The organism is Stutzerimonas sp. R40042 (assembly GCF_026642215.1).
Lineage (GTDB): Bacteria > Pseudomonadota > Gammaproteobacteria > Pseudomonadales > Pseudomonadaceae > Stutzerimonas > Stutzerimonas frequens.
Genome location: NZ_CP113258.1, coordinates 4,168,935 through 4,195,404 on the forward strand (window position 1 = coordinate 4,168,935; position 26,470 = coordinate 4,195,404).

Here is a 26,470-nt window from a genome sequence, read left to right on the forward strand (position 1 = left end):
TCGGCAGCCCCATACGACTGGCTAGAGGAACAAGATGCGGATTGTAACAGCGCAGGAGTTGGAAAACTGGCTGACGGAAGGCAAGGTACTGGAAAAGGACGCGCGCGGCCCCAAAGTTCTAGCGTTGGCGGACGGGAGCTTTCTGAAGATCTTCTATACTCGTCGACGCCCCTTTCTGGCTCGTCTGTTTCCCTATGCAGCACGGTTCGCCAGGAACCTTGCGATGCTACGAGACGCCGGCTTCAACGTGCCTGAAATCATCGAGACGTTTTGGCTTGACAAGAGCACAGGTCTGAGCGGCTGCCTGTACCAACCTCTTCCAGGTGTTTCGATAGAGTCCGTTTTCCGTACTGACCCGTATCTGATCAAAAAACACCTGCCCGAGCTAGCTAAATTTATAAAAAGCCTGCATAAAAGCGGCATCTACTTCAGGTCATTGCATATTGGAAATATTATTTTACTTCCAAACGGCTCGTTTGGCCTGATCGATGTCCTTGACCTGCAGAATAAGCGAGCGCCTCTCGGCCGGAGCTTGGTCAGCCGGAACTTTGGCCACTTACGCAACCATTTAAAAAGAAAAAAGCTTGAGGAGTTCCCTATTGAGGAGCTTATCAAGCTTTATACAAACGCCCCTTGAAAAGTGAGCAGACCAACAGCTAGATAGGGGACTTCGGCAAACCGTCACCGCAACCAAACTTACCCAGAACCCGCTTGTTCACATAAATTCCAGGTTGGAAAATATCTTTATTGACCAGCGTCATGGCACCGATCACCACGTTATCCGCAATGGAGATAACATCACCAATCACGCATGAGTTAACACAAAGACTGACATCATTTCCAATAATTATCGATTTTTCGCCCTCACCACCTTTTATGCCAACGGTGCAGCCCTGCCAGATCTTGAAGTTCTTGCCAATTCTAGAGTACGCGCTAATCACGATACCTGAGGTATGGGCAATCCATAAGCCTTCACCAACCGTCGCGCCAAGCATGATCTCGACGTTGTACTTTCGGCTTATTCGCTCGTTGAGCAGCTTCGCTCGCCGCTTCCAAAAGCGACCGCCATCAGCGTGAAGCACGTAGGCAACCCGAAACCAGAACAAATAAGCATAACGATTGCTTCTTTTGTACTTCCGCCAGAGCCTGCGCCACGAAAACTCGTTCGGCGTGCCTAGAATCTCTAGGCACCAGTACCGCTTCATGTTTTTCAACATTGACATCATCTCACCTCGGAGCGCCCACTCCCCGCGCCTTCGCATAACAGGATTGCAGCCGGCAGCCAGAAAACAATCCAGAACACACCTGGACGCAGAAAAATCACATAGTAATTTGCAACGGATACAACGATGACAAACACCATTAGCGCCAAGCCCAGAGGGGTGAAGTTTTGCCCCGAACGATGGCGCCATCCACCTAGCAGAAGCGCGGCAATCAACACCAGCAGGAGCAGCAAACCGGGAATCCCATACTCATAGAAAATCTGCAGGTAGAGGCTGTGCGCCTGATTGAAACAGCGCTGAATCCCTTCAATACAAATATTCGGATCGCCCCCCGCTCCGGCCCCCCATAACCAGAACGTGCCGATCCTCGACCACCATTGCCAAAAGATTTCGTCTCGATAACTCGCGTCTATTCCACCTGCTGTTCCGAGAAGAAAGAGTCCGGCAAGGGTTAACGGAAGAAAGCCCCATAGCAGCAAGCGAAATTGTCGTGCCGTGAGCGAAACCGCCAGACAGGCCATAACCGCAGCCAATAAGCCAACCCAGACCCCTCGCGAATAAGTGAAATAGCAGTACGCCGAAGCTCCTAGGAATGCGAGTATGGACAATAGCTTGAGCCCACCTTTTTCGCGCAACGACAGGCAAAGCGCCATGATCGCTATGACGCCAAAATACAAGGCGGACACAATCGGATTTTCGAAATCTGCCATTTCATGACCCGCCCAGGAGTCCAGCCTGAACTCTCTGAAACCGAAGCCTCGGTTATCGATGAAGAGCGCTTGAAACAGGCTGAGCCATGCAAACACCGCCGCAGTGCTGACCACCGACAAAAGCAGGGCTCGCCAGAGCGTCTCGCTTTGCATCACCAGGCCTATGGCTACTACGTAGAGTCCCACATAAAGGAGCAGTCGCAGCCATCTCCACGGCTTGCCAACGCTCCCCTCGTTGAACACAGCAACGAAGGCCACCCACGCGCACAGGGCCAACAACACGCCGAAGGCAGCCTTATTGAAGGGCGGCCAGGACTGCCTAAAGAAAACGAGCGCGACGAGTGCGGGGGCGAACAGCGTTATGTTGGTAATGGTGGCGTAACGACTGCCATCCACAATGAAACAAACTCCCGCCAGCTGCAGATATAGTCCGAGCGCGAGCAACACTCTCAAGGGTTCTGGAAATGACCAAGGTAGACTCATGCTGCCAAGGCCTCGATTCTCCTCGCTACCGCCGCATAGTGTTCTGATCCGCCGTCTTGCCAGCGGCCAGCCACACAATACTCATCTTGGAGATAGCTGATGAACGCACGCTGCAGCTCCTCGCTCAACGCCCAGGCTGGCAGTTGTTCTAGCAACGCGAGAGCCTCTTCTGCACTTCGCGCTTTGGCCGCAACGCCTTCCACCGCATAGAAAGCCTCCCCCAAAACCAGCACGGGCTTCGCCAAGAGAATGCTTTCGAGGCCGACTGTCGAGTTGATCGTAACGACGCAATCTGCTTTTTCGATCAATTCCTGCGTCGAATTCCCGTTGGCGAAAATGACCCTATCTGAGACACGCCTGGCCAGATCCGGATATTTGACCCGACTTGACGGGTGCTCCTTCAGAACCACCGTTCTCCCAATGCGCTCCGCTACTAGCTCAGCAAAGGAAAAAAGCTCGCGCATGTTGCGTATCCACGGCGAGAACAGCCGAATTTGAGTATCCCAATCGTCTTGAAACGGAATAAAAATAAACTTACCGGGAAGTTCGACCGCTTGGCTTTGACGCTTCGTTTCTCTGGGAATCAGCGCAACCGCTCGAATAGGTCGGAGCCGCTCAGGATGTCGGTTGGCGTAATCTCGATAGAATGCCGGATCTCGAGGCACGGAGTTCCGATAATTTACGCCATTGGGATCAACTGTCGTGGTGCCAGGAAGCAAGCCGTTTTCGAAATAAAGCATCTGCACGTTGGCGCTGCACATGCTTGCAAGCAATGCGCAATAACGATGACCACCGTTCCATACAGCTACAGCATCGGGATTCTCCTTGCGCAGCAATCGACCGAAACGAAGCGCCATAACCAGCAATTCAAGCCTGAGCAGCACTCGGTATAGTGCGCCATGATAACGCCCCTTGGTCGCCCGCTCGGTGCATTTTTCTTTCACCAGACGCCCCCAGTCCACACGGCGTAGCGCTTGTCGGAGAAGCGAAATGGATGGACTCGGTAGCGCAGCTGGAGTAATAACAACCCCACTCAACTCAGTGTTCTGGAGAAGGGAACTAAAATACCTAGTTTGATGCTTGGCCAACCCGAGAAATACTATTTTCATAAGAGTGCTTAATTAGTTTTTTTTTCGGGAGCAGAAAGGCGGATACCAGCCAGCCCCGAGCCGGCTATCACCTTTTCCACGCTGCCCACTAGCGAGGCCAGCGGGTCACTTGCGTGATAAAGGTGATAGCCCAGAAAAGCCGACAAACGTTGACATATTTTTTCTGGATCCTCTAGAACCGACTCGATACACAATGCCAATTGTGACTCGTGGGTGCACATCGGCAAGGCATATTGCTCAACAGAAAAAAAATCCTCACCTTGCCCCAGAAGCACGAAAGGAGTACCGGCACGAGCAACATCCAAAATGGCATTGGTATACCCACACAGTACAAGATCGAAGTGCTCGGCACATTGCTCTAGCGTCACGCCTACAGGCAAGAGAGTAATTCGCTCATAACTCGCTGCATAGTCCAGCCAGGGATAACCTTCCCCACGGGGATGAAGCTTCACCGAAAGTCTTGCATCTAGGTGCTGTTCAAGCCACGTCACGACCCACCTGCAATAATGCTGATAGGATTCGGCATGTTCGTAATCCGGGCCTGAGCCGAGAAACAACAAACGCGGTGCTTGCCCACTGTAAGTCTCAGCCCGCACGGTACTTTTTTTATCTGTTAGATAATACGGCCCCGCATATACGGCACAGCATTCACCAAAAGCTTCGCTAAGCGAGTAAAGATAGTCATAGGAGCTTTTGCCAAACATTAGATAGTAATCGTAATCGAAGTAGTCATAGCGACTGGACTGCCCAGACGGCACCGAATGCGCCAGATGCATTACTCGCATGCCCTCGGTGCGTAGCGCCTTGATGAAACTTGGGACTATCCACCCGTTTCGCTCGGTCAGCACCACCTTGGCCCGATAACGTCGCAGCAGAAACGCTGCATGCGCAGCATGCCAGTACAACAGCAACGGAACTGGCTTGGCGGGTCTGGAGAACTGTCGGGCGCGAATCAGTACATCATCTGACTCCTCGACAAATTCCTCAACGTGGAGACCGGTGGCCCTCAATGCCTGTAGAAAGGCGCCTTTTCGGCCTTGCTCGTACGATTTACGCGAGGGATGAATCAACAAGACGTCGCATTGCGTTGCTGGGATATGGCGGCCTTTGGAGAACATGAAAGCCAACAGGCTCTTACCCGCCAACCGACAGCGCAGTCGCCATGCCGCCATTTGCCCCTTCCCCCGGCGCACGGGTGCGCTGACTACGAAGTCACGCAGTCGACGCAACGCCCTGTCCACGGGACGTCCCACGCTCAGCGTTTTCCGCTCAGCCAAAGCCGCAGCGCTTTGCGGGTATATGACGTCTTGAATACTACTCGCCAATCAGTACCGATCGCCTGGCGATACATTTGGCGCGCCTCGACAAACCGCCCTGCGCTCAAAAGCCCACGAAACAGCGAAAGGCAACGCTGAGCTTTGAATGCCCTGCGTAACGGCGCCATTTCCGCAGGCACCCGCCCCTTGTCGAATATCTCCTCGACGACGGCAAGCCCAACCGCACAATCCTGCTTGATATCGTGCCTCATGCTGTCGTCGTGCTTGTAGATCAACGCCATGGGCGCGGCAAGAACCGAGCATTCAAAGTTTGCGAGTGCTTGACTGAAGACTGGAATGTCCTCGGCATTTCGAAAGTTTTCTGGGTAGTTTCCGAGCCGGAAAACGTCGCAATGGATGGCGGATGCCCCGTTGGCAAGACCGATGGTCTTATCCAGCAAATACCCACGTAACCGCCCCTGCCGATCTTTAGGAAGCGCCGCTGGCAAATGTTTGCGGCGCTTTCCATCAGGCCAGACCGCCCAGTACCCACCAATTACCATGCGCGTTTGCGGATGTTGCGCGAGGTGCTCACTCAACAACCTCAGGGCATCCGGCGCCAACTCGTCATCGGCATCCAAAAACACCAGATACGTCCCTTTGGCTTCTGCTATGCCGCGATTACGGACCGATGAAAGCCCCCCGTTGGGCTTGCGGATAGCACGAAAAAGTCCAGGATGCTTGTCTTGCAGATCGGCAAGTACCGCAGGTGTCTCGTCGGTTGAACCGTCATCGATGACCAACAGCTCGCTACTCTCACTTAACTGAGCGATCACGGACTCGACCGCGCGAGGCAACGTCTTCGCATAGTTGTAGGCTGGAATGACGATACTGATCAGCAAATCAGATGTGCTCATACCAATCCTTGCCCTCCTTGACCACGAGGATGTCCTCCATGATCAGGTACTGCAGGTCTGAGCCATAAAACATGTTCAGCGCATCGGTTGGCGAGCAGATCATCGGCTCGCCACGGCGGTTCAGCGATGTGTTCAGCGACACGCCGTTGCCGGTCAGCTTTTCCAGCTCCAGCATCAGGTCATACCAGCGCGGGTTGTGGCGGCGCTCGAGAACCTGGGCGCGGGAGGTGCCGTCTTCATGGACCACCTCGCCGACACGCTCCTTCCAGCCTTCGTTCACCTCGAAGGTGAATGTCATGAATGGGCTCGGATGGTCGACCTTGAGCATCTGCGGCGCCACGGTATCGAGCATCGACGGGCAGAAGGGTCTCCAACGCTCGCGGAACTTGATCTGCTCGTTGATACGGTCAGCCACGCCCGGCACGCTCGGGCAGCCGATGATCGAACGGCCGCCAAGGGCGCGCGGGCCGAACTCCATGCGCCCTTGGAACCAGGCCACCGGGTTGCCATCGACCATGATCCTGGCGATGCGCTCGGGGGTGTTGGCGATCTGCTTGAACACCGGCTTGTTCGGGTGGCGGGCACAGGCAGCGATAACGTCTTCGTTGGAATAAGACGGCCCGAGATAGACGTGCTCCATCTTCTCCACCGGCACGCCGCGCTGCACCGACACATAAGCCGCAGCACCAACGGCGGTGCCAGCGTCACCCGAGGCAGGCTGAACGAACAGCTCCTTGACCTCCTCGCGGGCGATGATCTTCTGGTTGAGTTTGACGTTGAGCGCGCAACCGCCGGCAAAGGCGATTTTGCCGGTCTCGCGGATGATGTCACCGAGGTAGTAGTCCATCATCTCCAGCGCAAGCTTCTCGAACAGCGCCTGCATGCTGGCCGCGTAATGAATGTACGGATCGTCGGCGATATCTCCTTCGCGCTTGGGTCCCAGCCACTCGATCAGCTTGGGCGAGAAGTAGTAGCCCTTGCCCTTCTCCTTGTAGCGACGGAAGCCGATGACGTTGGCGTATTCGGTATTGATGGTCAGCTCGCCGTTCTCGAAGGTCGCCAAGCGCGAGAAATCGTACTTGGCTGCGTCACCGTACGGCGCCATGCCCATGACCTTGAACTCGCCATCGAGCATCTCGAAGCCGAGGTATTCGGTGATCGCGCCATACAGTCCGCCCAAGGAGTCCGGGTCGTAGAATTCCTTGATCTTGTGGATCTTGCCGTTCTCACCCCAGCCGAAGAAGGTGGTGGCGTACTCGCCCTTGCCATCGATGCCGAGAATCGCGGTTTTCTCGGTGAAGCCGGAGCAGTGATAGGCGCTGGAGGCATGAGCCAGGTGATGCTCGACCGGTTGGATCTTGACCTTCTTCAGGTCGAAGCCCAGCTGCTGGAGACACCATTCGATGCGTTTCTTGTAGCGGTAGTAGCGGCGGTTGCCCATGAGAATGGCATCCAGCGCGCGATCCGGTGCGTACCAGTAACGCTTGGCATAGTGCCAGCGCGCCTTTTCGAAGATGCTTATGGGGGCGAACGGGATCGCCACCACATCGACGTCGCACGGTTTGATGCCGGCCTGCTCGAGGCAGAACTTGGCTGACTCGTAGGGCATGCGGTTCTTGGCATGCTTGTCGCGCACGAAGCGCTCTTCTTCGACGGCGGCGATCAGCTTGCCGTCGATATACAGGGCGGCGGAAGGATCATGACTGAGGGCGCCGGAAAGGCCGAGAATCGTCAATGCCACGGGTATTGCCTCTTAATCTTCGATGCTGGTGCCGGGCACCGCGGGTAAACGTTCGTCAAGCAGCCGGTACAGGGCGCTGTCGGTCGGCCAGTTGCGCAGGAATCGCGCACGGTCCTTGGCATAGGCCCGGGCGAAGCTGGCATCGCTGCCATGCTGCTGCACGGCATCCAGGTCGATCAGCGACCAGCGATCATGCTCCCAGAACAGGTTGTGCCCTTTGAGATCACCATGACTGATTCGCTCGCGAATCAGTGCCGCGAACAGCCGGTCCAGGGCAACCAGTTCCTGCTCTGGAGGACAGCCATCCAGATACGGCTGAAAACGCGTGATTATATCTTCTCCATGCAGCAATTCGGTAATCAGCCACGCCGGTCCGCGCATCCACAGCCAGCGGCGCTCGATGACGGCCAGCAAGCGCGGCGTGGCGATCCCGAAAAAGTCCAAGCGATTGCCTTCGACCCAACTGTGCCAGGCCCGACTGGGCCGCCAGAAACGCTTGAGCCAATGCAGCGGATTCTTGATGTTGTAGCGCTTGATAAGCAGTGGCCGGCCGTCCAGTACGCACTGCGCAACGGTGGCTGCGCCGCCGGTCTTGAACAGGCCGCCCTGAGCAATGAATGCATCTGGGTCAGCCAGTACAGGCCGCAAGGCAGACGCCTCTTCACGCCGAACCACCTGCGCGCCGAACGCGCCGATACGCGCGCTGAACAGGCTGCAATCCCGCACGACCTTCTTCAAATAATCGTTCAGGCGCCAGGCGCGAGTCTTGTGAACCTCCTTGACCAGCGCCTCCAGCGGCAAGGCATGCTCGCTGTTTGCCAGCAGATAGTGCACCAGCAACTCTTCGATGAACGGCTCGATCTCTGCTGGCAGCTGCGCGAAGAAGACGCCCAGGTTCTCCAGTACCCGCTCACGCGACAACGGCTCCCCAGGCGTCTCGGCCTTTACACCGCCGCCGTCGACCACATAGAGCTGTCCGTCGGCCCGCAGCAGGTTGTCCAGATGCAGATCCGCCTGCCATAAGCCTTGCACATGCATCCTGGCGATCAGCCCCAGCGCCTCACTGAGCACGCCACGCTGCCCGTCCGTCAGCAAGGGTGCCGCCTCGACGGAGCGCCAGCTCTCCCACAGGCTTTCGGCGGAAACGAGCCAGTCGAACAGCAGCCAGCCACCCTCCCCCTCCTGCCAGCCCTGCCCCACCAGCGCAGGTGTTGGCAAATGCTGGCCCGCCAGCAGCTTCGCACCAGCCAGCTCGTGTCGATAATGACGCTGCGCCTTGGCACCCACCATCAGCTTGGCCAGGACCTGGCGACCGTTCCAGCGCGCGCGACCGACATAGCGCTGCCCAGGCAGGATGCGCAACCACGAATCGACATGCAGACCCGCCACACCCGACAGCTCGACGAGCGCAGGGCAGGCAGGCTCGCGCCCGGCGACCGTCAGATCGGCCAATCTCATCAGCGCGCCTCCTTGGCTTTGTGTCGCCGCTGCAACTGCAACAGCCATGGCTCGACCAGGCGAGGATCGTCCAGATAGGCATTCAGCAAGTGCCGTACGCCTTGCTCACCGATGCAGCTTGCACGCCGCACGAGAGGTTCCAGATCCTTGATCCGGTCGCGCCGCCCCAACAACAGAGGACGGGTTTTTTCCAAGTCGATCTGGCAAGCCTGCCAATGTCCGTCCTGCTCACGGAGAAAGATGTGCTTGGGATAGAAGCAGCCATGCATCTGACCGGCCTGATGCAGCGTGTGCGCCAGCGCACCGACCGCACCGATGATGGCCTGGCGTCGAGGTTCGTTCAGCTCGGGCCATCGTTTCAGCCATCCGTCCAAATCTATCCAACCATCCAATGCACGGGTCACGAGAATTGCACGCCTTTCGCCATCAACCTTGCGCTTCCCGAAGAAGCTGGCCTGAAGCGCCGGCACGCCAAGCTGCGCATAACGACGGATATTGCGAAACTCCCGGGCAAAGGTTGGCTCACCAAAAGGGTGCGCCAGGGTGCGGGTCAGATGATTGCTCTGCCGCTTGAGGTAGAACGCCGAATCATCGAGCTCCAGCCTGAAAACACTGCTCCAGCCGCCGCGTTCGACATTGGGCTCATCCACCGCCGACAACTGGACCGACCAGAGCGCATCGAAGCTCGCCAAGCCATGGCGCTCGAGCGTTGGACGATCGGCCTGCGCAATGAAATCGTTCATTCCCGCCCCTGGAAATAATTCAGAATCTGCCGGATGCGCGGCTTGTCCTTGTCAACCAGTCGCTTTCGCTGGCAATACTGCAGATAGAACCGCAGGCGCTGGGTTCGGCTGAGCTGGTACTTGGCCACCTTGTCCAGACACGCCAGATCCTTGACGATGCGCCGCTGCAGAAACGGGCCCCGCCAAAACGCGCCGGTGGGGCAGTCGATCAGATAAAGGCGACGCTGCGGATCGACCAACAGGTTGCGCCACTTGAGATCGTTGTGAGCAAAGCCCCGATCATGCATCGCCCGTGTCGAGCGCGCCAACTGCAGGCTGACCTCCTGCACCCAGCGCGGATCGCGAAGACGGGCGTCGTGAGTGGTCGCCAGCAACGCCAGATCGTCGGTTTGCTCCAGCTCGCGAGTGATCAGGGCACCGCGTAAAAACGCACCGCCGCGCCGCTCCATGCCGTAAGCCACGATCGGCGCGGTCGGAATGCCCCACCGTCGAAACAGCATCAGGTTCTGCCACTCTGCCTTGACACGTGGGCGGCCGATGAATCGTCGCAAACCTTTGCCTGCGCCGGAATAGCGCTTGACGTAGTAGCGCACGCCGTTGCGCTCGATGCGGATGACCTCCGAAAGCAGATCTTGCGTCAGACGCTCGCCTTGCAGGGCGAACACGCTTGTCAGGCTGCCAAAGTCATCATGCAGATCGATGTAGGCAGGATCGAGAGTCCAGCCTGCCATCAAAGCGCATCCCCATAACGCTGCTTACGATCCAGTAGCTTTTCAGCCCTGCGCTGAAGCCACGCCAGCAAGGCAGCCTCGTCGCGCAGGACTTCGCGCAGCGGCCGCTGGAAGTAATCGCGCAGAAAGCGCAGCTTGTCGCGGCCGGTCAGGCCGATCTCGAGGGCCGAGAAGTACAGCCCGGCCAGATCCTTGTTGCGCCAGCGAACAGGTGTGTGACTGCGAGTCTGGGCGCGGTGTAGGTCGATCAAGGACAGGCGCAGATCGCTGACCGTCACCGGCCTATCGGTGTGCAGCAGGAAGTGGCAGATGTAGAAGTCGCGGTGATTGACCCCGGCGCGATGCATGGTGCCGGCCATGCGGGCGACTTCGGCGATCAGGACGCGCTTGAGCGCCGGTGCCGGTGGCTGCTCCCGCCAGTTCGCCGAGAAATCCTCGAGGCTGACAGTCGGCGCCAGCTCTTCCGTGATGATGAACGAGTGCTGGCTGGCCGGATTGCGCCCGCGCTCGCCATAGGCCACTGCGGTCATGGTCGGCACACCCACTTCGTGCAACCGCTGAATCGCGCGCCATTCCTGACCAGCGCCAAGCACGGGCGCCTTGGCCGTGAGCAGGTTCTTGGCAATCTCGCCCCAGCCGATGCCGCGATGAATCTTGACGAAGTAACCTCGCCCGGCAACCTCGGTACGCAGCGTGCGGCGACCTTCCAGTTCCCGGTAGACCTGGCCCTGCAGACGCTCGACCTCTTCGAAGGGGTCCTTGCCCTGCCACAGGCTTTCGAACGGCTCGGTCAGCATCAGACGCATGGAGCCCCCAATGACGGCGCCCGCAGGAGGCACACGACGTTCATGCGCTTTCCCCGAGAATCACGTCGGCGGCCTTCTGCGGCATCGAGTAGAGATCGGCCGTCTCGGCAAAGGCCAGCGCGTTGCGACTCCAGGCCGAGCGCTGCGCATCATCGGCGAGCATCTGCGCCAGCATCTGCGCCAGCATCTGGTCGAGCGCCTGCTGCTCGAAGGGGCTGGGCACCACGCGACCGCAGTTGGCATCGGTAATGTAGTGCGCATAGCCACATACGTCGGTGACCAGCACCGGCAGCCCGGCGACCAGCGCTTCCAGCAGGACGGTACCGGTGTTCTCGTTATAGGCCGGATGGATCAGCAGATCGGCGCCCAGCAGGAAACGCGGGATATCGCTGCGCCCCTTGAGGAATTCGACCATGCCGGAAACACCCAGCGTCTTGGCCTGCAGCTTGAACGGCTTGGGATCGTCCTGGCCGATCACCAGCAGCCGGGTACGCTGGCTCAGTTCGTGCGGCAATGCGGCGAGTGCCTTGAGGCTGCGGTCCAGTCCCTTGGTCTTGAAGCCGGAACCGATCTGTACCAGCAACAGCTCGTCGGGCCGCACCTCGAACTCCTCACGGAACTCGGCGCGAATCTGCGCGGCATTGGCCGGCGCGCGGCGATCCTGGGCAATGCCCGGCGGCAACAGGTGAAAGCGTTCGGCGGGCGTGCCGTAGTGTTTGACGAACAGCGGCTGCTGCACCTCGGAGATCATCAGGATTTCGGTCTTCGCCTCGGGCGCGAACACTGCGCGCTCGTACTCGGCGAAGTGCTTGTAGCGGCCCCAGCGCCGATAGATCGGGTTGCGCAGCGTCTGCGCCTTGTCCTCGAAGCAAGGGTCGGCGGCGTAGTACACGTCCAGCCCCGGCATCTTGTTGAAGCCGATCACCCGGTCCACCGGCCGCTTGGCCAGATCGGCCTCGACCCAGGCGGTGAAGCGCTCGTTGCGAGTGTGGTTGAACAACGCCTTGACCGGCGCGATCAGCACTTCGAAGCCGTCCGGCACCTCGCCTTCCCAGATCATCGCGTAGACGCGGATCGTGTGGCCGCGACGCTGACATTCCAGGGCGATACGCATGAAGTCGCGCTGCAGACCGCCGAACGGAAAGTACTTGTAGAGAATGAAGGCCAGTTGCATCAGACGGACTCCGGGGCCCGCAGCAGGGCTTTCAGTTCGGTGACGACGCGCTCGGGGCGCAGATCGTCGAAACAGGGCTTGTACCGGTCACCGCGACCGGCGTTCGGTCCGCCGGCACACAGGTGCACCTGGGAGCGGCCATAGGCGCCGACCCGCCCCGGCAAGGTCGGACCATAGAGCGAAATACTCGGCACATCCAGCGCCGCGGCCAGGTGGCCGAGACCGGTATCCACCGCGACGCAAGCGCGTGCACCGGCGATGACCCGGGCGACACCGGCAAGATTGAGCTTCGGCAGCACCGCGGCGTTGGCTATGCCGCTGACGATGCGTTCGGCCCGCGCCTTCTCTTCGGCATTGCCCCACGGCAGGCGGATCGCCCAGCCGAAATCGCTCATGCGCTCGGCCAGCTCGCGCCAGTAGGCCTCCGGCCAGTGCTTGCTCGGCCAGGTGGTGCCGTGCAGAAACAGCAGGTAGGGCTGGTCGCTGGGCGCCGCCATCTGCTCGCGATCGAGACCGTAGTCGGCGACATCCTGCGGCAGCGGATACGCGAGCGCCTGAGCGAACAGCTGACGCACCCGCTCCAGCGCATGCTGGTCACGCGGCACGGCGTAGCATCGGTCATAGAAGCGTGCGGCGATGGGCTCACGCGCGGACTCCCGGTCCAATCCGGCGACCGGAGCCTTGACGTAGCGGGTCAGCCAGGCGCTTTTCAGCAAGCCCTGGGCGTCGATCACCAGGTCGTAACGGCCTTCTCGCAGGCGTGCCTTGAAGCGCTGCCATTCACCGTTGCGCAGGGTCTGCAGCGGGTGCTTGCGCCAGCGACGAATCGCCACCGGGATCACCTGTGCCACCGCCGGATGCCAGGCCGGAATCTCGGCGAAGCCCTCCTCCACCACCCAGTCGAACTGGATGCCGGGCAGCGCCCGCTGCGCGTCGGTCAGCGCCGGCAGGGTATGCACGACGTCACCGAGCGACGAGGTCTTGACCAGCAGGACCTTCAATCAGCGCACCTCGACCGACTGCGGGACCAGACGTTCCAGCGCCTCGATCACCGCGCGCGGCTTCAGCTCGCGCATGCAATTGTTGTGGCCGAAGCGGCAGGTGCGCTCGAAGCAGGGACTGCAGTCGAGGCCCAGGCGCACCACTTCAACCTGCTCGGAAAGCGGTGGAGTGAAGGCTGGCGAGGTGGAGCCGTAAACCGCCGCCAACGGCCGGCCGAGCGCGGCGGAGACATGCATCAGACCGGAGTCGTTGGACACCACTGCATCGGCACAGGACAGCAGATCGATCGCCTCGGCCAGGCTGGTTTCGCCCGCCAGGTTCACTGCCTCTTCGCGCAGGCCCGGAATCAGCCGCTCGAGAATCTGCTCGCCGACCGGGTGATCGTTCTTCGAGCCGAACAGCCAGACCTGCCAGCCGTCCCGGATTTTCAGCTCGGCCACCTTGGCGAAGTGTTCCGCCGGCCAGCGCTTGGATTCGCCGAACTCGGCACCGGGGCACAACGCCAGCACTGGCCGGTCCAGACTCAGGCCGAAACGTGCCAGGGCGGCGTCGCGAGTCGCGGTGTCGATACGCAGCGAGGGATTGGGGTACGGCTTGGGCAGCTCGGCGCCCGGCTCGAAGGCCAGCGCCATGAAGCGCTCGATCATCAGCGGGTAGCGCTGCTTGTCGAGCTTGCGCATGTCGTTGAGCAGGCCGAAACGCATCTCGCCACGCCAGCCCGTGCGCTTGGGGATGCCGGCGAAGAACGGCACCAGCGCCGACTTCAGGGAGTTGGGCAGCAGGATCGCCTGCTGGTACTGACCGCGCAGGCTCTGCGCAACATTGCGCCGGGTCGCCATGTCGAGCACGCCGTGCCCGACCGGAAAGCTCAGCGCCTGGCGCACCTCGGGCATGCGCTCGAGAATCGGCCGGCTCCACTCGGGCGCCAGCACGTCGATCCGGCAGTCGGGATGGCGCTGTTTCAGGCAGACGAACAACGTCTGCGCCATCACCATGTCGCCAACCCAGCTGGGTCCTACGATCAGTATGTTCATAAGCTCTAAGCCATAAGCTGAGGGGCTGGATGCGTGGCCGGCAAGCGAGTCATGCGCTGCCGGCTTCCAGCACCAGGCTTACTTGACCAGGGTCCGCCATTCGGCGTGGGCATCAGTCTTGCCGGTGACCAGATCGAAGTAGGCTTTCTGCAGCTTCTCGGTGATCGGGCCGCGACGGCCGATACCGATGGCGCGGCCGTCCACTTCGCGGATCGGCGTGACTTCGGCTGCGGTACCGGTGAAGAAGGCCTCGTCGGCGATGTACACCTCGTCGCGGGTGATGCGCTTCTCGACGACTTTCAGGCCGTGCTCGGCAGCCAGGGTCAGCACGGTGCCGCGGGTGATGCCATTCAGGCAGGCGGTGACTTCCGGGGTGTAGATCACGCCATCCTTGATGATGAAGATGTTCTCGCCCGAGCCCTCGGCCACGTAGCCTTCGGGGTCCAGCATCAGCGCTTCGTCGGCGCCGCCGGAAATGGCTTCCTGCAGGGCCAGCATCGAGTTGATGTAGGCACCATTGGACTTGGCGCGGGTCATGGTGATGTTGACGTGGTGACGGGTGAAGGAACTGGTGCGCACCTTGATGCCCAGCTCAAGCGCCTCGTCGCCCATGTAGGCGCCCCAATGCCAGGCCGCGACGATCACGTGCACCTTCAGGCCGCTGGCGCGCAGGCCCATGCCTTCGCTTCCGTAGAACACCATCGGGCGGATGTAGGCGCTTTCCAGGTTGTTCTCGCGCACCGCGGCGCGGGTCGCCTCGTTGATCTCTTCCTTCGAGTACGGCATCTGCATGTTCATGATGTGCGCCGAATCGAACAGGCGGTCGGTGTGCGCCTGCAGGCGGAAGATCGCCGTGCCGTCCGGGGTGTTGTAGGCGCGCACGCCTTCGAACACGCCCATGCCGTAGTGCAGGGTATGGGTCAGCACATGGGTGGTCGCATCGCGCCACTGCACCAGTTCGCCGTCATACCAGATGACGCCATCACGATCGGCCATCGACATCTTGCCAGCTCCTCAGAATTCGATATTGCTCGGTAGCCCGACGCGGGCTCAGCTGAGCCCCAGCTCGCGCCAGATCCGCATGACTGCGCGACGCTCGTCGTGGAATTGATCCCCACTCACCACTCCGGGCTGCTTCTGCAGTGATTGCCGGTGAGCCGCGGCACGGTACGCCTTGTAGGCGTCCTGCAGCAGCCGCACCTCATCGCCGGTCATCAACCCGGCCTGCTCCAACCCATCGAGAATGCGGATGTTATCGGTATAGCGCAGCAGTTCGGGATGCTGGTGCGACCACGCCAAAGCCGCGTATTGCACCATAAATTCGATATCCACGATACCACCGGCGTCCTGCTTGAGATTGAACTCGGCAGCGGCGTCGAAGGCCTGCTCGGCGGTTCCCGCATGCGTCGCGCGGGTGCCGAGGTTGTCGCGCATCTTCGCGCGCATCTCGCTGACCTCGCGGCGCAGCGCCTCGAGATCGCGTTCGCGACCCAGCACACCGGCGCGCACCCGTTCGAAGTCGGCCGTCAGCTGCGGGCAGCCGACCAGCACCCGCGCGCGCACCAACGCCTGGTGTTCCCAGGTCCAGGCCTCCTGACTCTGGTAGCGCTCGAAGGCGCCCAGCGAGCTGACCAGCAGCCCGGAGGCGCCGGACGGACGCAGGCGCATGTCCACCTCATAGAGCTGGCCGGAGGTGGTCTGGGTGGTGAGCAGATGGATGATGCGCTGGCCCAGGCGAGTGAAGAACTGCGCGGTATCGATGGGCTTGGCGCCATTGGTCTCGGCGGCGGGGTCGCCGTCGTGGATGAACACCAGATCCAGATCCGAACCATGCCCGAGCTCGATGCCACCAACCTTGCCGTAGCCGACGATGACGAACGCCGGATCACAGAGCGTGCCGTCGTTGCGCTGTGGCTGGCCATGACGCGCGACGGTGTGACGCCAGGCGAGGGTCAACACTTCCTGCAGGATCGCCTCGGCCAGCCAGGTCAGGTAGTCGCTGACCTTCATCAAGGGCAGCGTCCCGGCGATCTCCGAAGCGGCAACCCGCAGCCGGTGCGCCAATTTGAAATGCCGCAGCGCCTCCATCTGCTGCTCGAGGTCATCCTCGGGAATGCGCATCAGCCGTTCGCGCAGTTCAGCCGCCAGTTCCGGCGCCAGCGGCGGGCTGTACAGACGACCGGCGTTGAGCAGCTCGTCAAGCAACAGCGGGAAGCGTGCAATCTGCTCGGCGATCCACGGGCTGGCCGCGCAGAGCTCGAGCAAGCGCTGCAGCGCCCCGGGATTCTCCGTCAGCAGGACCAGATAGGCCGAACGCCGGGCGACCGCTTCCACCAGCGGCAGTACGCGTTCGAGCACCAGATCCGGGTCGTCCTGCTCGACGATCTGCGCCAGCAGCCTTGGAATGAAGGCGTCCAGGCGCTCGCGACCGAGACGCTGCATGGTGCGCACCTGGCTGGCGTTGCGCAGCGCGGCGAGCCGCTGACAGGCGCCCTGACCATCACGGAAACCGGCCTCGGACAGTTGGCGGCAGGCGAACTCCTCGTCCCAGTCCTGCTCCCACAGCGGCAGCCATTCGCCGCCGACCAGCGTCTCGCCCTCGGCATTCTCGTCCTCATCCGGGTCAGCGATGACCTGGCGGAAATGCCAGTCGATGCGCTCGCGCCAGTGCAGCAGCTGCTCGTGGAAGGCCGCCCAACCGTCGAAGCCGAGCATGAACGCCACCCGCGCACAGTCCGCCTCGTTCTCCGGCAGCATTTGCGTCTGACGGTCGGCGATGGCCTGCAGCGCATGCTCGGTGTAGCGCAGGAACTCATAGCCTTCGCGCAGTTCGGTCACTGCCGCGGCCGGCAGATAACCCTGTCCCTCCAGCGTGGCCAGCACACCGAGCAACGGACGCTGCTGCAGGCTGAGATCGCGCCCTCCGTGGATCAGCTGGAAGGCCTGGGCGATGAATTCGACCTCGCGAATGCCACCGGCGCCCAGCTTGATGTTCGAAGCCATGCCCTTGCGCCGCACTTCCTGCTGGATCAGCTGCTTCATGGTGCGCAGCGCTTCGATGGCGGAGAAGTCCAGGTAACGCCGGTAGACAAAGGGTCGCAGCATTTCCAGCAGCTCCTTGCCGGCCTGCTGGTCGCCGCCGATGACCCGCGCCTTGATCATGGCGTAGCGCTCCCAGTCGCGCCCCTGATCCTGGTAGTACTGCTCCAGCGCATTGAAGCTGTAGACCAGTGGTCCGGACGAGCCGTAGGGACGTAGACGCATGTCGACGCGGAAGGCAAAGCCGTCGACGGTGATGGCGTCCAATGCCTTGATCAGCCGCTGGCCGAGGCGGACGAAGAACTCCTGGTTGTCCAGCGAGCGCTTGGCGCCGACGGTCTCGCCACCCTCCGGATAGCCGAAGATCAGGTCGATGTCGGAGGACAGGTTCAGTTCATGGGCGCCCAGCTTGCCCATGCCGAGGATCACCATGTGCTGCGGCTGGCCGCTGCGCCGTCCGGTGGGCACGCCGAATTGCTCGCAATGGCGGGTGTAGAGCCAGTGGTAGGCCAGATCGACGCTGGCGTCGGCCAGATCGGAGAGATCGCGACAGGTTTCGGCCAGGGCCGCCTGGCGGGTCAGGTCGCGCCAGATGATGCGCACCTGCTGGCGGCTACGGAAGCGCCGTAGCGTCAACGCCAGCGTGTCCTCATTGTCACAGACTGCAATCAGCTCGCTCAGCGCATCGCGCAGCTCGCCGGCTTCCAGCGACCGATCCAGCCAGCCCAGTTCGGCCAGCTGCAGCAGCATCTGTGGATCTCGGCTAACCTGTTCGCTGACGAAGTCGCTCGCCGCACAGACCCGGGCGAACGCCTCACCATGCTCGGTCAGCCAGGCGCGGCATCGTGCCGCAAGCGCTTCCGACAGGTTGCCGGCAGCCGCGAGGAACGACTCCTCGGCACGACTGACAAAAGGCAGGAGTGAGGGCGGCAATGCAACCAGCGACGGCAGACTCATTGGAAGGTTTCCTTCACAGCAGCGAATACGATGGACCGCGCGATTCAGAGCCTCGCAAGTACCTATTACAGGGAAATGCCAGTGCCGCTGATCTGTAGTTTTACTACTAAAGAGTATTTCAGGGGGCTGATCCCGGCGCATTTTTGTAGTAAAACTACAGGCGCCCGGCCCTACCCCCGGCACTCGTCCAAGAACATTACACGCACCGGCCCACAAAGCCGGTAGCGAACAGGCGACCGATTCTGGAAGCCTTTCCGCCATGGAGCAAGCCATGCAAGATCTCGATCCCGTCGAAACCCAGGAATGGCTGGACGCCCTCGAGTCCGTCCTCGACCGCGAGGGTGAAGAACGCGCTCACTACCTGATGACCCGGATGGGCGAACTGGCCACACGCAGCGGCACCCAGCTGCCCTACGCCATCACCACGCCGTATCGCAACACCATTCCCGTCACCCACGAAGCACGCATGCCCGGCGACCTGTTCATGGAACGCCGCATTCGCTCGCTGGTACGCTGGAATGCGCTGGCCATGGTCATGCGCACCAACCTGGCGGACCCGGACCTCGGCGGTCACATCTCCACCTTCGCCTCCAGCGCGACGCTGTACGACATCGGCTTCAACTACTTCTTTCAGGCACCGACCGAAGAGCACGGTGGCGACCTGATCTACTTCCAGGGCCACGCCTCCCCTGGCGTCTACGCCCGCGCCTTCCTCGAAGGTCGCATCAGCGAAGAGCAGCTGAACAACTTCCGCCGCGAAGTGGACGGCAACGGCCTGTCCTCCTATCCGCACCCCTGGCTGATGCCGGACTTCTGGCAGTTCCCCACCGTCTCCATGGGTCTCGGCCCGATCCAGGCGATCTACCAGGCTCGCTTCATGAAGTACCTGGAAGACCGCGGCTTCATCCCGGCCGGCAAGCAGAAGGTCTGGTGCTTCCTCGGCGACGGCGAGTGCGACGAGCCGGAATCCCTCGGTGCCATCTCGCTGGCCGGCCGCGAGAAACTGGACAACCTGATCTTCGTCATCAACTGCAACCTGCAGCGCCTGGACGGCCCGGTGCGCGGCAACGGCAAGATCATCCAGGAGCTGGAAGGCAACTTCCGCGGCGCCAACTGGAACGTCAACAAGGTCATCTGGGGCCGTCTGTGGGACCCACTGTTCGCCAAGGACGATGCCGGCCTGCTGCAGGCGCGCATGGATGAGGTGGTCGACGGTGACTACCAGAACTACAAGGCCAACGACGGCGCCTTCGTGCGCAAGCACTTCTTCGGCGCACGCCCCGAGCTGCTGAAGATGGTCGAGGACCTCTCCGACGAGGAAATCTGGAAGCTCAATCGCGGCGGCCATGACCCGTACAAGGTTTATGCGGCCTATCACCAGGCGGTGAACCACAAGGGCCAGCCCACCGTGATCCTGGCCAAGACCATCAAGGGTTACGGCACCGGCTCCGGCCAGGCGCAGAACATCGCGCACAACGTCAAGAAGGTCGACGTCGAGAGCCTCAAGCGCTTCCGCGACAGCTTCAACATCCCGATCCGCGACGAGGACCTGGAGAAGCTGCCGTTCTACAAACCCGAGGAGGACAGCGCCGAGGCCAAGTACCTGCGCCAGAAGCGCGAGGCCCTCGGTGGCTTCGTGCCGCAGCGCCGCACCAAGAGCTTCAGCATCCCGACGCCGCCGCTGGACACCCTCAAGGCCATCCTCGACGGCTCCGGCGATCGCGAGATCTCCACCACCATGGCCTTCGTCCGCGTACTGGCACAGCTGGTCAAGGACAAGGATCTGGGCTCGCGCATCGTGCCGATCATTCCGGACGAGGCGCGTACCTTCGGTATGGAAGGCATGTTCCGCCAGCTCGGCATCTACTCCTCGGTCGGCCAGCTGTATCAGCCGGTAGACAAAGACCAGGTGATGTTCTACCGCGAGGACAAGAAGGGTCAGATCCTCGAGGAAGGCATCAACGAGGCCGGCGCCATGTCCAGCTGGATTGCCGCGGCGACTGCCTACAGCAATCACAACCAGCCGATGCTGCCGTTCTACGTGTTCTATTCGATGTTCGGCTTCCAGCGCATCGGCGACCTGGCCTGGGCGGCTGGTGACAGCCGTGCACGCGGTTTCCTCATCGGCGGCACCGCCGGACGTACCACGCTCAATGGCGAAGGCCTGCAGCACGAGGACGGCCACAGCCATATCCTCGCCGCAACCATCCCCAACTGCCGCACCTATGACCCCACCTATGGCTACGAGCTGGCGGTGATCATCCGTGAAGGCATCCGCCAGATGACCGAAGAGCAGCAGAACATCTTCTACTACATCACCGTGATGAACGAAGCCTACCAGCAGCCGGCGATGCCGGAGGGTGTGGAAGAAGGCATCATCAAGGGCATGTACCTGCTCGAAGAAGACAAGATGGACGCCGCGCATCACGTCCAGCTGCTTGGTTCCGGCACCATCCTGCGCGAAGTGCGCGAGGCGGCGAAGATCCTCCGCGAAGACTACGGCGTCGCCGCTGACGTCTGGAGCGTGCCGAGCTTCAACGAACTGCGCCGCGACGGCCTTGCGGTGGATCGTTGGAACCTCCTGCACCCGCACGAGAAGCCGCAGCAGTCCTACGTCGAACAGTGCCTGGCCGGCCGCAAGGGCCCGGTAGTGGCCTCCACCGACTACATGAAGCTGTTCGCCGACCAGATCCGCCAGTGGGTACCGAGCCGCGAATACCGCGTGCTGGGCACCGATGGTTTCGGCCGCAGCGATAGCCGCAAGAAGCTGCGTCATCACTTCGAAGTGGATCGCAACTGGGTCGTGTTGGCCGCGCTGGAGCAACTGGTCGCACGCGGGGAGATGGAAGCCAAGGTGCTGGCCGAGGCCATCGTCAAGTTCGGCATCGATACCGACAAACCCAACCCGCTGGACTGCTGAGGAGCGAAGCCATGAGTGAACTGATTCGCGTACCCGACATCGGCAGCGGCGAAGGTGAAGTGATCGAGCTGTTCGTCAAGGTCGGCGACCGCATCGAAGCCGAACAGAGCCTGCTGACGCTGGAGTCGGACAAGGCCAGCATGGAGATTCCGGCACCCAAGGCGGGCGTCATCAAGGCGCTGAAGGTCAAGCTGGGCGACCGCCTGAAAGAAGGCGACGAACTGCTGGAGCTGGAAAGCGAAGGTGGCGAAGCCGCTGCCGAAGCACCCGCGGCGCCTGCCGCGGAGGCCGCGCAACCGAGCCAGGCGCCCGATGAAGCCGAAGCCACTGAAGCCCCTGCGGCCAGCGAAGCACCGGCCGCCGCAGGCGCCGAACAGAGCCAGGAGATTCGCGTGCCGGACATCGGCTCGGCGGGCAAGGCCAACGTCATCGAGATCATGGTCAAGGCGGGCGACTCGGTACAGGCCGAGCAGTCGCTGATCACCCTGGAATCGGACAAGGCCAGCATGGAGATTCCGTCTCCAGTGGCCGGCGTGGTAGAGAGCTTGGCGATCAAGCTGAACGACGAGGTCGGCACCGGTGATCTGATCCTGACCCTAAAGGTCCAGGGTGCGGCACCGGCCAAGCAGGCCGAGTCGACGCCAGCACCGAGTCCCGCCGAACCGGCCAAGGCCGCAAGCCCGGAACAAGCCGACCGCAAGCCGGCACCAACCGCGCAGAGCGAAACTCCACAGGCGGTCGGCGCACCGAGCCGCGACGGCGCCAAGGTGCATGCCGGCCCGGCCGTGCGCCAGCTGGCCCGCGAGTTCGGCGTCGAACTAAGCGCGGTCGCCGGCAGCGGTCCGAAGGGACGCATCCTCAAGGAAGACGTGCAGCAGTATGTGAAGACCATGCTGCAGCAGGGCAAGGCCGAACCGACCGCGGCCGCGGCCGGTGGAGCCGGCATTCCGCCGATCCCGGCGGTGGACTTCAGCAAATTCGGCGAGGTCGAGGAAGTCGCGATGTCGCGACTGATGCAGATCGGCGCCGCCAACCTGCATCGCAGCTGGCTGAACGTGCCGCACGTGACCCAGTTCGAGTCGGCCGACATCACCGAGCTGGAGGCCTTCCGCGTGGCGCAGAAGGCGGTGGCCGAGAAGGCCGGCGTCAAGCTCACCGTGCTACCGTTGTTGCTCAAGGCCTGCGCGCACCTGCTCACGGAGCTGCCGGACTTCAACAGTTCGCTGGCGCCGAGCGGCAAGGCGCTGATCCGCAAGAAGTACGTGCACATCGGCTTCGCCGTGGACACGCCGGACGGCCTGATGGTTCCGGTCATCCGCGACGTGGACAAGAAGAGCCTGCTGCAACTGGCTGGCGAAGCTGCCGAACTGGCGGACAAGGCACGCAACAAGAAGCTCTCGCCGGACGCCATGCAGGGCGCCTGCTTCACCATCTCCAGCCTCGGCCACATCGGCGGCACCGGCTTCACGCCGATCGTCAATGCGCCGGAGGTGGCGATCCTCGGCGTCAGCAAGGCCACCATGCAGCCGGTGTGGGACGGCAAGGCCTTCCAGCCGCGCCTGATGCTGCCGCTGTCGCTGTCCTACGATCACCGAGTGATCAACGGCGCCGCGGCGGCGCGCTTCACCAAGCGCCTGTCCGAACTGCTGGCGGACATCCGCACGCTGCTGCTGTAACCGCTCGGGCTGAAGAAAAAACGCCGCATTCTCTTCGAGGATGCGGCGTTTTTCTTTACCGGAGCCGTCTACGACTCAGCCCGACGGTCGAACAATCTGCAGCGTCGGGTTCACCCCTTCTGCAGGTTTCGAATCAGATAGGACAGCGCCTTGGCAAGCTCCTCGGCACCCGCCGGGTCACGCTGGATCACCACCAGCGGCAAACCATCGACCGGACTGTTGATCGCGCAGCTGAAGCCCTGCGCCGGACATTGGTACTGGAGATAGGGGTCGAGCCCGAATACCGAAAGGCTGCGGTTGCGTACCGCTACGCCGCTGTTACTGCCACGCACCTCTTCGCGGATGCGGAGTTCGCCGGGCGTCGCTACGCTCAGCTCGTAGAGCACATCCTGGGGGTTGGGCTGACCGATCTGGAACCCGGCACGCAAGGCGTAGGTACCGAGCAGCCCGTTGCTGTGTGCCAGCAAGGCCTGGCGGTCGCTGCCGGTCAGATACAGCCGGCGCAGTTCGGCCAGATAGTTGGCCGATTCGTCAGATGCGAACTCCACCGGTTCAGCAGCCTGAAGGGGTATCCCGAAGGTACAGAAAAGCGAGACCATCACTAACTTCGCAAGCCGACTTGTCAGTCCCTGTCGCATGATGCACCCTTGCCCGGAATTAATATTATTTAGCCATCGTCCTTCGCTGGAACGGCACCTGGAGCCCAGGCCAGCCCAACTCCGTGGAGCATACTGGAAGCCAGCCGCTCGATGAAAATACATACCGATGCCGCCAGCCGACTGGCGACCGAGGTTGTGACGCAGTTGCCAGTGCCATCACGGCTCGGCATGCTGCGCTTCGAGCGTTTGAACGAGCCGAGCTGGACACTGCTGTTTCTCGATCCAACCTGCGAACGTGCATTCGGAGTCAGTGCCAGCGATCTCTGCTCGCTGGTCGACTCGCCCTATGCCAGTCTCATGGAACCCAGCGCTCGCCATCAGCTGCACGAAGACATCCAGCAGCAGCTGGCCGGGCGCAATCACTATCAGGTCGGCTACCGGCTGCACACGCCTGACGGAGTCCTGGATATCACCGAGCTCGGCGAAGTTTGCCAGCAATACGGTCGCGAGCTACTCAGGGGATACCTGTTGGCCGGCCGGCACCCCGAGTCGGATCATGACCTGAGAACGCAGAACGCCCGCTTGCGCATGGCATTGCAGGAGCATGAGCAGGCCCAGGACGAGCATGTCGAGCACATGCTGCGCTCACGCACCCAGCAGAGCCTCATTGTCCGGCTGGCCAGGCACCGCTACGGCTCGGCCAACCCACAACTCGAAGCGGCGCAGCTGATCACCCAGGCGGCCTGCGAAGTCTACGAGCTCAACCGTGCCGCGATCTGGCACCTGAGCGGAACGCGCCTGGAGCCGATCGCCTGCTACGCACGCATCAGCGATAGCTATGAAACCCTCGCGCCGCTCGAGCTGGCGCCCTTTCCCCGCTACTTGCAGGCGCTGCAGAGCGGTCGTGCAGTGGATGCACGGGACGTGCTGCAGGATCATCGAACCAGCGAACTCGGCGGACAGCTCTACGCGCCCCTGGGTACCCAGTCGATACTCGACGCCAGCATCCGAGTCGGCGGCGAGGTGGTTGGCGTGCTGAGCCTGCAACACGATGGCAATCCGCGAACCTGGCAAGCCGACGAGATTGCGTTCGCCGGCGAGCTGGCCGATCAGTACGCCCAGGTACTGGCCAACCAGCAGCGCCTCAGTGCCACCCATATGCTCGGCCTGTTCCAGCGCGCCGTCGAGCAGAGTGCCAGCGCATTCATCCTGGTCGACCGCGAAGGACGGGTGGAGTACGTCAATCCGGCCTTCACGACCATCAGCCAGTTCACCGAGTCCGAGGTTCGCGGTCAGCGTCTGGCAGACCTCAAAGCGCTGGAAAATCTCAGCGAGCTGCTGTTCGCCACGTCATCGGCACTGGCGCACAGCAACAGCTGGCAGGGCGAGTTCCGCTCGCGACGCAAGAACCTCGAGCCATACTGGGGCCAGCTGTCGATTTCCAAGGTCTTCAACGAGGACGGCATTCTCACCCACTACATCGGCATCTACGAAGACATCACCCGTAGCAAGCTGGCGCACCAGCACATCGAGCGCCTGGCCTACACCGACAATCTCACCAGCCTCGGCAATCGACCCTATTTCATCCGCAGCCTCGAAGAACGCTTCGCAGCCGGCGCCGAGCCGCGGCTCTGCCTGCTGCTCGTCGATATCGACAACTTCAAGCGGATCAACGACAGCCTTGGCCACCAGACCGGCGACAAGTTGCTTGCCAGCCTCGCCCGCCGCCTGCGCAACGGATTGAGCCAGCAAAGCGTACTGGCGCGTTTCGCCAGCAACGAGTTCGCCCTGATGTTCGATGAAATGGAACTCGAGGAGGGGATTCGCCTTGCCGACCAGGTCTTGCACATCCTCGACAAGCCACTGTTCGTCGACAAACAGCTGATCAGCGTCAGTGGCTCGCTCGGTCTCGCCTGTTCGCCCGAGCATGGCCGCGATCCCGAGACGCTGATGAAGCATGCCGGGCAGGCGCTGCACAAAGCCAAGGCCAACGGCAAGAATCAGGTACAGGTGTTTACCGAGGCGCTGCACGCCGAGGCCAACTACAAACTGTTCGTCGAGAACAACCTGCGCCGCGCGCTCATACAGAGCGAGCTGGAGGTGTTCTATCAACCCAAGCTCTGCCTGCGCAGCGGTCGACTGCAGGGCCTGGAGGCACTACTGCGCTGGAATCATCCGGAAAAGGGCATGATCAGCCCGGATCAGTTCATCAGCGTTGCGGAAGAAACCGGCCTGATTATCCCCATTGGCAAATGGGTGGCGCGCGAAGCGTGCCGCATGGGTGTCCGGCTGTCGGCACTGGGGTTTGGCGCCCCGCAAGTGGCGATCAACCTGTCACCCAAGCAGTTCTCCGATCCCGACCTGCTCGGTTCGATCGCGACAATACTGCTCGAAGAGCAACTGCCACCTGCTCAGCTGGAGCTGGAACTGACCGAGAGCCTGCTGCTCGATGCCACCGAGGAAACCCGCCAGCAGCTGCTCGGCCTGAAGGCGCTGGGGCTCACCTTGGCGATGGATGATTTCGGCACAGGGTATTCCTCGCTCAGCTACCTGAAGAAGTTTCCCATCGACGTCATCAAGATCGACCGAAGCTTCATCAAGGACATCCCGGGCAACCAGGACGACGTCGAGATCACTTCGGCAGTGATCGCCATGGCACGCAAACTGAATCTGAAAGTCGTCGCCGAAGGCATCGAAACCGCCGAACAGCTAAGGTTCCTGCGCCAGCATCGCTGCGACATCGGCCAGGGCTACCTGTTCGACAGACCGATCTCCAGCAGCTCGCTGCATGAGGCGCTGCAGCGTTATCCACACAATGCCTGAGCATGCCAGGCGACGCGCGACGCTTTCGCTACCGCCCGGCCTTTTGTAGCCTACAAGTCCAGCTCACGC

At 61.5% G+C, this 26,470-nt stretch carries 20 protein-coding genes; 4 read left to right on the forward strand and 16 right to left on the reverse strand.

Annotated elements, in window-relative coordinates; genetic code table 11:
* Positions 1-34 precede the first annotated feature (34 nt).
* Positions 35-637: a toluene tolerance protein gene (locus tag OUY36_RS19685; RefSeq protein WP_156245085.1), complete on the forward strand. Its 603-nt coding sequence runs from the start codon at positions 35-37 to the stop codon at positions 635-637.
* 19 nt (positions 638-656) lie between these two features.
* On the opposite strand, the gene OUY36_RS19690 is transcribed toward OUY36_RS19685, so the two are convergent.
* From OUY36_RS19690 to glnE, 15 genes are all read right to left on the reverse strand, one after another.
* Positions 657-1,223 carry a serine acetyltransferase gene (locus OUY36_RS19690; protein ID WP_231600320.1) on the reverse strand — a complete coding sequence of 189 codons (567 nt, stop codon included), beginning with the start codon at positions 1,221-1,223 and terminating at the stop codon, positions 657-659.
* Positions 1,223-2,416 carry an O-antigen ligase family protein gene (locus tag OUY36_RS19695; protein WP_110775651.1) on the reverse strand — a complete coding sequence of 398 codons (1,194 nt, stop codon included), beginning with the start codon at positions 2,414-2,416 and terminating at the stop codon, positions 1,223-1,225. Before OUY36_RS19695 ends, OUY36_RS19690 begins: the two co-directional genes overlap by 1 nt.
* Positions 2,413-3,360 carry a capsular polysaccharide export protein, LipB/KpsS family gene (locus OUY36_RS19700; RefSeq protein ID WP_267935651.1) on the reverse strand — a complete coding sequence of 316 codons (948 nt, stop codon included), beginning with the start codon at positions 3,358-3,360 and terminating at the stop codon, positions 2,413-2,415. Before OUY36_RS19700 ends, OUY36_RS19695 begins: the two co-directional genes overlap by 4 nt.
* A 173-nt stretch (positions 3,361-3,533) precedes the next feature.
* Positions 3,534-4,697: a hypothetical protein gene (locus OUY36_RS19705; RefSeq protein WP_231600319.1), complete on the reverse strand. Its 1,164-nt coding sequence runs from the start codon at positions 4,695-4,697 to the stop codon at positions 3,534-3,536.
* Positions 4,698-4,780: 83 nt separating this feature from the next.
* A complete protein-coding gene (locus tag OUY36_RS19710) occupies positions 4,781-5,698 on the reverse strand; it encodes a glycosyltransferase family 2 protein (RefSeq protein ID WP_156245082.1) in 918 nt (305 codons plus the stop codon).
* Positions 5,685-7,439, reverse strand: a complete 1,755-nt coding sequence (locus OUY36_RS19715) for a carbamoyltransferase family protein (protein ID WP_110775642.1) — start codon at positions 7,437-7,439, stop codon at positions 5,685-5,687. Before OUY36_RS19715 ends, OUY36_RS19710 begins: the two co-directional genes overlap by 14 nt.
* Before the next feature lie 12 nt (positions 7,440-7,451).
* Positions 7,452-8,897: a lipopolysaccharide kinase InaA family protein gene (locus tag OUY36_RS19720; protein WP_267935655.1), complete on the reverse strand. Its 1,446-nt coding sequence runs from the start codon at positions 8,895-8,897 to the stop codon at positions 7,452-7,454.
* Complete coding sequence (locus OUY36_RS19725; protein WP_267935657.1) at positions 8,897-9,640, reverse strand: lipopolysaccharide kinase InaA family protein; 744 nt, start codon at positions 9,638-9,640, stop codon at positions 8,897-8,899. The genes OUY36_RS19720 and OUY36_RS19725 overlap by 1 nt, the downstream gene beginning before the upstream one ends.
* A complete protein-coding gene (locus OUY36_RS19730; RefSeq protein WP_267931363.1) occupies positions 9,637-10,371 on the reverse strand; it encodes a lipopolysaccharide kinase InaA family protein in 735 nt (244 codons plus the stop codon). The genes OUY36_RS19725 and OUY36_RS19730 overlap by 4 nt, the downstream gene beginning before the upstream one ends.
* A complete protein-coding gene (gene rfaP, locus OUY36_RS19735) occupies positions 10,371-11,177 on the reverse strand; it encodes a lipopolysaccharide core heptose(I) kinase RfaP (protein WP_267935659.1) in 807 nt (268 codons plus the stop codon). Before rfaP ends, OUY36_RS19730 begins: the two co-directional genes overlap by 1 nt.
* A gap of 40 nt (positions 11,178-11,217) precedes the next feature.
* Complete coding sequence (locus OUY36_RS19740) at positions 11,218-12,351, reverse strand: glycosyltransferase family 4 protein (protein ID WP_267935661.1); 1,134 nt, start codon at positions 12,349-12,351, stop codon at positions 11,218-11,220.
* Positions 12,351-13,352 carry a lipopolysaccharide heptosyltransferase I gene (waaC, locus tag OUY36_RS19745; protein ID WP_267935663.1) on the reverse strand — a complete coding sequence of 334 codons (1,002 nt, stop codon included), beginning with the start codon at positions 13,350-13,352 and terminating at the stop codon, positions 12,351-12,353. The genes OUY36_RS19740 and waaC overlap by 1 nt, the downstream gene beginning before the upstream one ends.
* Positions 13,353-14,387, reverse strand: a complete 1,035-nt coding sequence (gene waaF, locus OUY36_RS19750; RefSeq protein ID WP_267935664.1) for a lipopolysaccharide heptosyltransferase II — start codon at positions 14,385-14,387, stop codon at positions 13,353-13,355.
* Between the two features lie 78 nt (positions 14,388-14,465).
* Positions 14,466-15,389 carry a branched-chain-amino-acid transaminase gene (gene ilvE / locus OUY36_RS19755; protein WP_014597897.1) on the reverse strand — a complete coding sequence of 308 codons (924 nt, stop codon included), beginning with the start codon at positions 15,387-15,389 and terminating at the stop codon, positions 14,466-14,468.
* A 48-nt stretch (positions 15,390-15,437) separates the two neighbouring features.
* Positions 15,438-18,383, reverse strand: a complete 2,946-nt coding sequence (gene glnE, locus OUY36_RS19760; RefSeq protein ID WP_267935666.1) for a bifunctional [glutamate--ammonia ligase]-adenylyl-L-tyrosine phosphorylase/[glutamate--ammonia-ligase] adenylyltransferase — start codon at positions 18,381-18,383, stop codon at positions 15,438-15,440.
* Positions 18,384-18,654: 271 nt separating this feature from the next.
* Here glnE and aceE point away from each other — a divergent pair, with 271 nt between their 5' ends.
* Together aceE and aceF are read left to right on the forward strand one after the other, a co-directional pair.
* Complete coding sequence (gene aceE / locus OUY36_RS19765; protein WP_063540924.1) at positions 18,655-21,303, forward strand: pyruvate dehydrogenase (acetyl-transferring), homodimeric type; 2,649 nt, start codon at positions 18,655-18,657, stop codon at positions 21,301-21,303.
* 11 nt (positions 21,304-21,314) lie between these two features.
* Positions 21,315-22,979 (forward strand): dihydrolipoyllysine-residue acetyltransferase, encoded by a 1,665-nt coding sequence (gene aceF, locus OUY36_RS19770; protein ID WP_267935668.1) that lies wholly within the window; start codon positions 21,315-21,317, stop codon positions 22,977-22,979.
* 110 nt (positions 22,980-23,089) lie between these two features.
* Here the strand turns inward: aceF and OUY36_RS19775 are convergent, their stop codons facing one another.
* On the reverse strand, positions 23,090-23,578 hold the full coding sequence (locus OUY36_RS19775; protein WP_267935670.1) for a hypothetical protein: 489 nt from the start codon (positions 23,576-23,578) through the stop codon (positions 23,090-23,092).
* 150 nt (positions 23,579-23,728) lie between these two features.
* On the opposite strand from OUY36_RS19775, the gene OUY36_RS19780 reads away from it, so the two are divergent.
* A complete protein-coding gene (locus OUY36_RS19780; RefSeq protein ID WP_267935672.1) occupies positions 23,729-26,401 on the forward strand; it encodes a sensor domain-containing protein in 2,673 nt (890 codons plus the stop codon).
* Positions 26,402-26,470: the final 69 nt, after the last annotated feature.

What these genes read in the sequence shown, in the direction of transcription:
- OUY36_RS19685 (WP_156245085.1), top strand. Translation starts at nt 35, where the DNA reads ATGCGGATTGTAACAGCGCAGGAGTTGGAAAACTGGCTGACGGAAGGC.
- OUY36_RS19690 (WP_231600320.1), bottom strand. Translation starts at nt 1,223, where the DNA reads ATGTCAATGTTGAAAAACATGAAGCGGTACTGGTGCCTAGAGATTCTA.
- OUY36_RS19695 (WP_110775651.1), bottom strand. Translation starts at nt 2,416, where the DNA reads ATGAGTCTACCTTGGTCATTTCCAGAACCCTTGAGAGTGTTGCTCGCG.
- OUY36_RS19705 (WP_231600319.1), bottom strand. Translation starts at nt 4,697, where the DNA reads ATGGCGGCATGGCGACTGCGCTGTCGGTTGGCGGGTAAGAGCCTGTTG.
- OUY36_RS19710 (WP_156245082.1), bottom strand. Translation starts at nt 5,698, where the DNA reads ATGAGCACATCTGATTTGCTGATCAGTATCGTCATTCCAGCCTACAAC.
- OUY36_RS19720 (WP_267935655.1), bottom strand. Translation starts at nt 8,897, where the DNA reads ATGAGATTGGCCGATCTGACGGTCGCCGGGCGCGAGCCTGCCTGCCCT.
- OUY36_RS19725 (WP_267935657.1), bottom strand. Translation starts at nt 9,640, where the DNA reads ATGAACGATTTCATTGCGCAGGCCGATCGTCCAACGCTCGAGCGCCAT.
- OUY36_RS19730 (WP_267931363.1), bottom strand. Translation starts at nt 10,371, where the DNA reads ATGGCAGGCTGGACTCTCGATCCTGCCTACATCGATCTGCATGATGAC.
- rfaP (WP_267935659.1), bottom strand. Translation starts at nt 11,177, where the DNA reads ATGCGTCTGATGCTGACCGAGCCGTTCGAAAGCCTGTGGCAGGGCAAG.
- OUY36_RS19740 (WP_267935661.1), bottom strand. Translation starts at nt 12,351, where the DNA reads ATGCAACTGGCCTTCATTCTCTACAAGTACTTTCCGTTCGGCGGTCTG.
- waaF (WP_267935664.1), bottom strand. Translation starts at nt 14,387, where the DNA reads ATGAACATACTGATCGTAGGACCCAGCTGGGTTGGCGACATGGTGATG.
- ilvE (WP_014597897.1), bottom strand. Translation starts at nt 15,389, where the DNA reads ATGTCGATGGCCGATCGTGATGGCGTCATCTGGTATGACGGCGAACTG.
- glnE (WP_267935666.1), bottom strand. Translation starts at nt 18,383, where the DNA reads ATGAGTCTGCCGTCGCTGGTTGCATTGCCGCCCTCACTCCTGCCTTTT.
- aceE (WP_063540924.1), top strand. Translation starts at nt 18,655, where the DNA reads ATGCAAGATCTCGATCCCGTCGAAACCCAGGAATGGCTGGACGCCCTC.
- aceF (WP_267935668.1), top strand. Translation starts at nt 21,315, where the DNA reads ATGAGTGAACTGATTCGCGTACCCGACATCGGCAGCGGCGAAGGTGAA.
- OUY36_RS19775 (WP_267935670.1), bottom strand. Translation starts at nt 23,578, where the DNA reads ATGGTCTCGCTTTTCTGTACCTTCGGGATACCCCTTCAGGCTGCTGAA.
- OUY36_RS19780 (WP_267935672.1), top strand. Translation starts at nt 23,729, where the DNA reads ATGAAAATACATACCGATGCCGCCAGCCGACTGGCGACCGAGGTTGTG.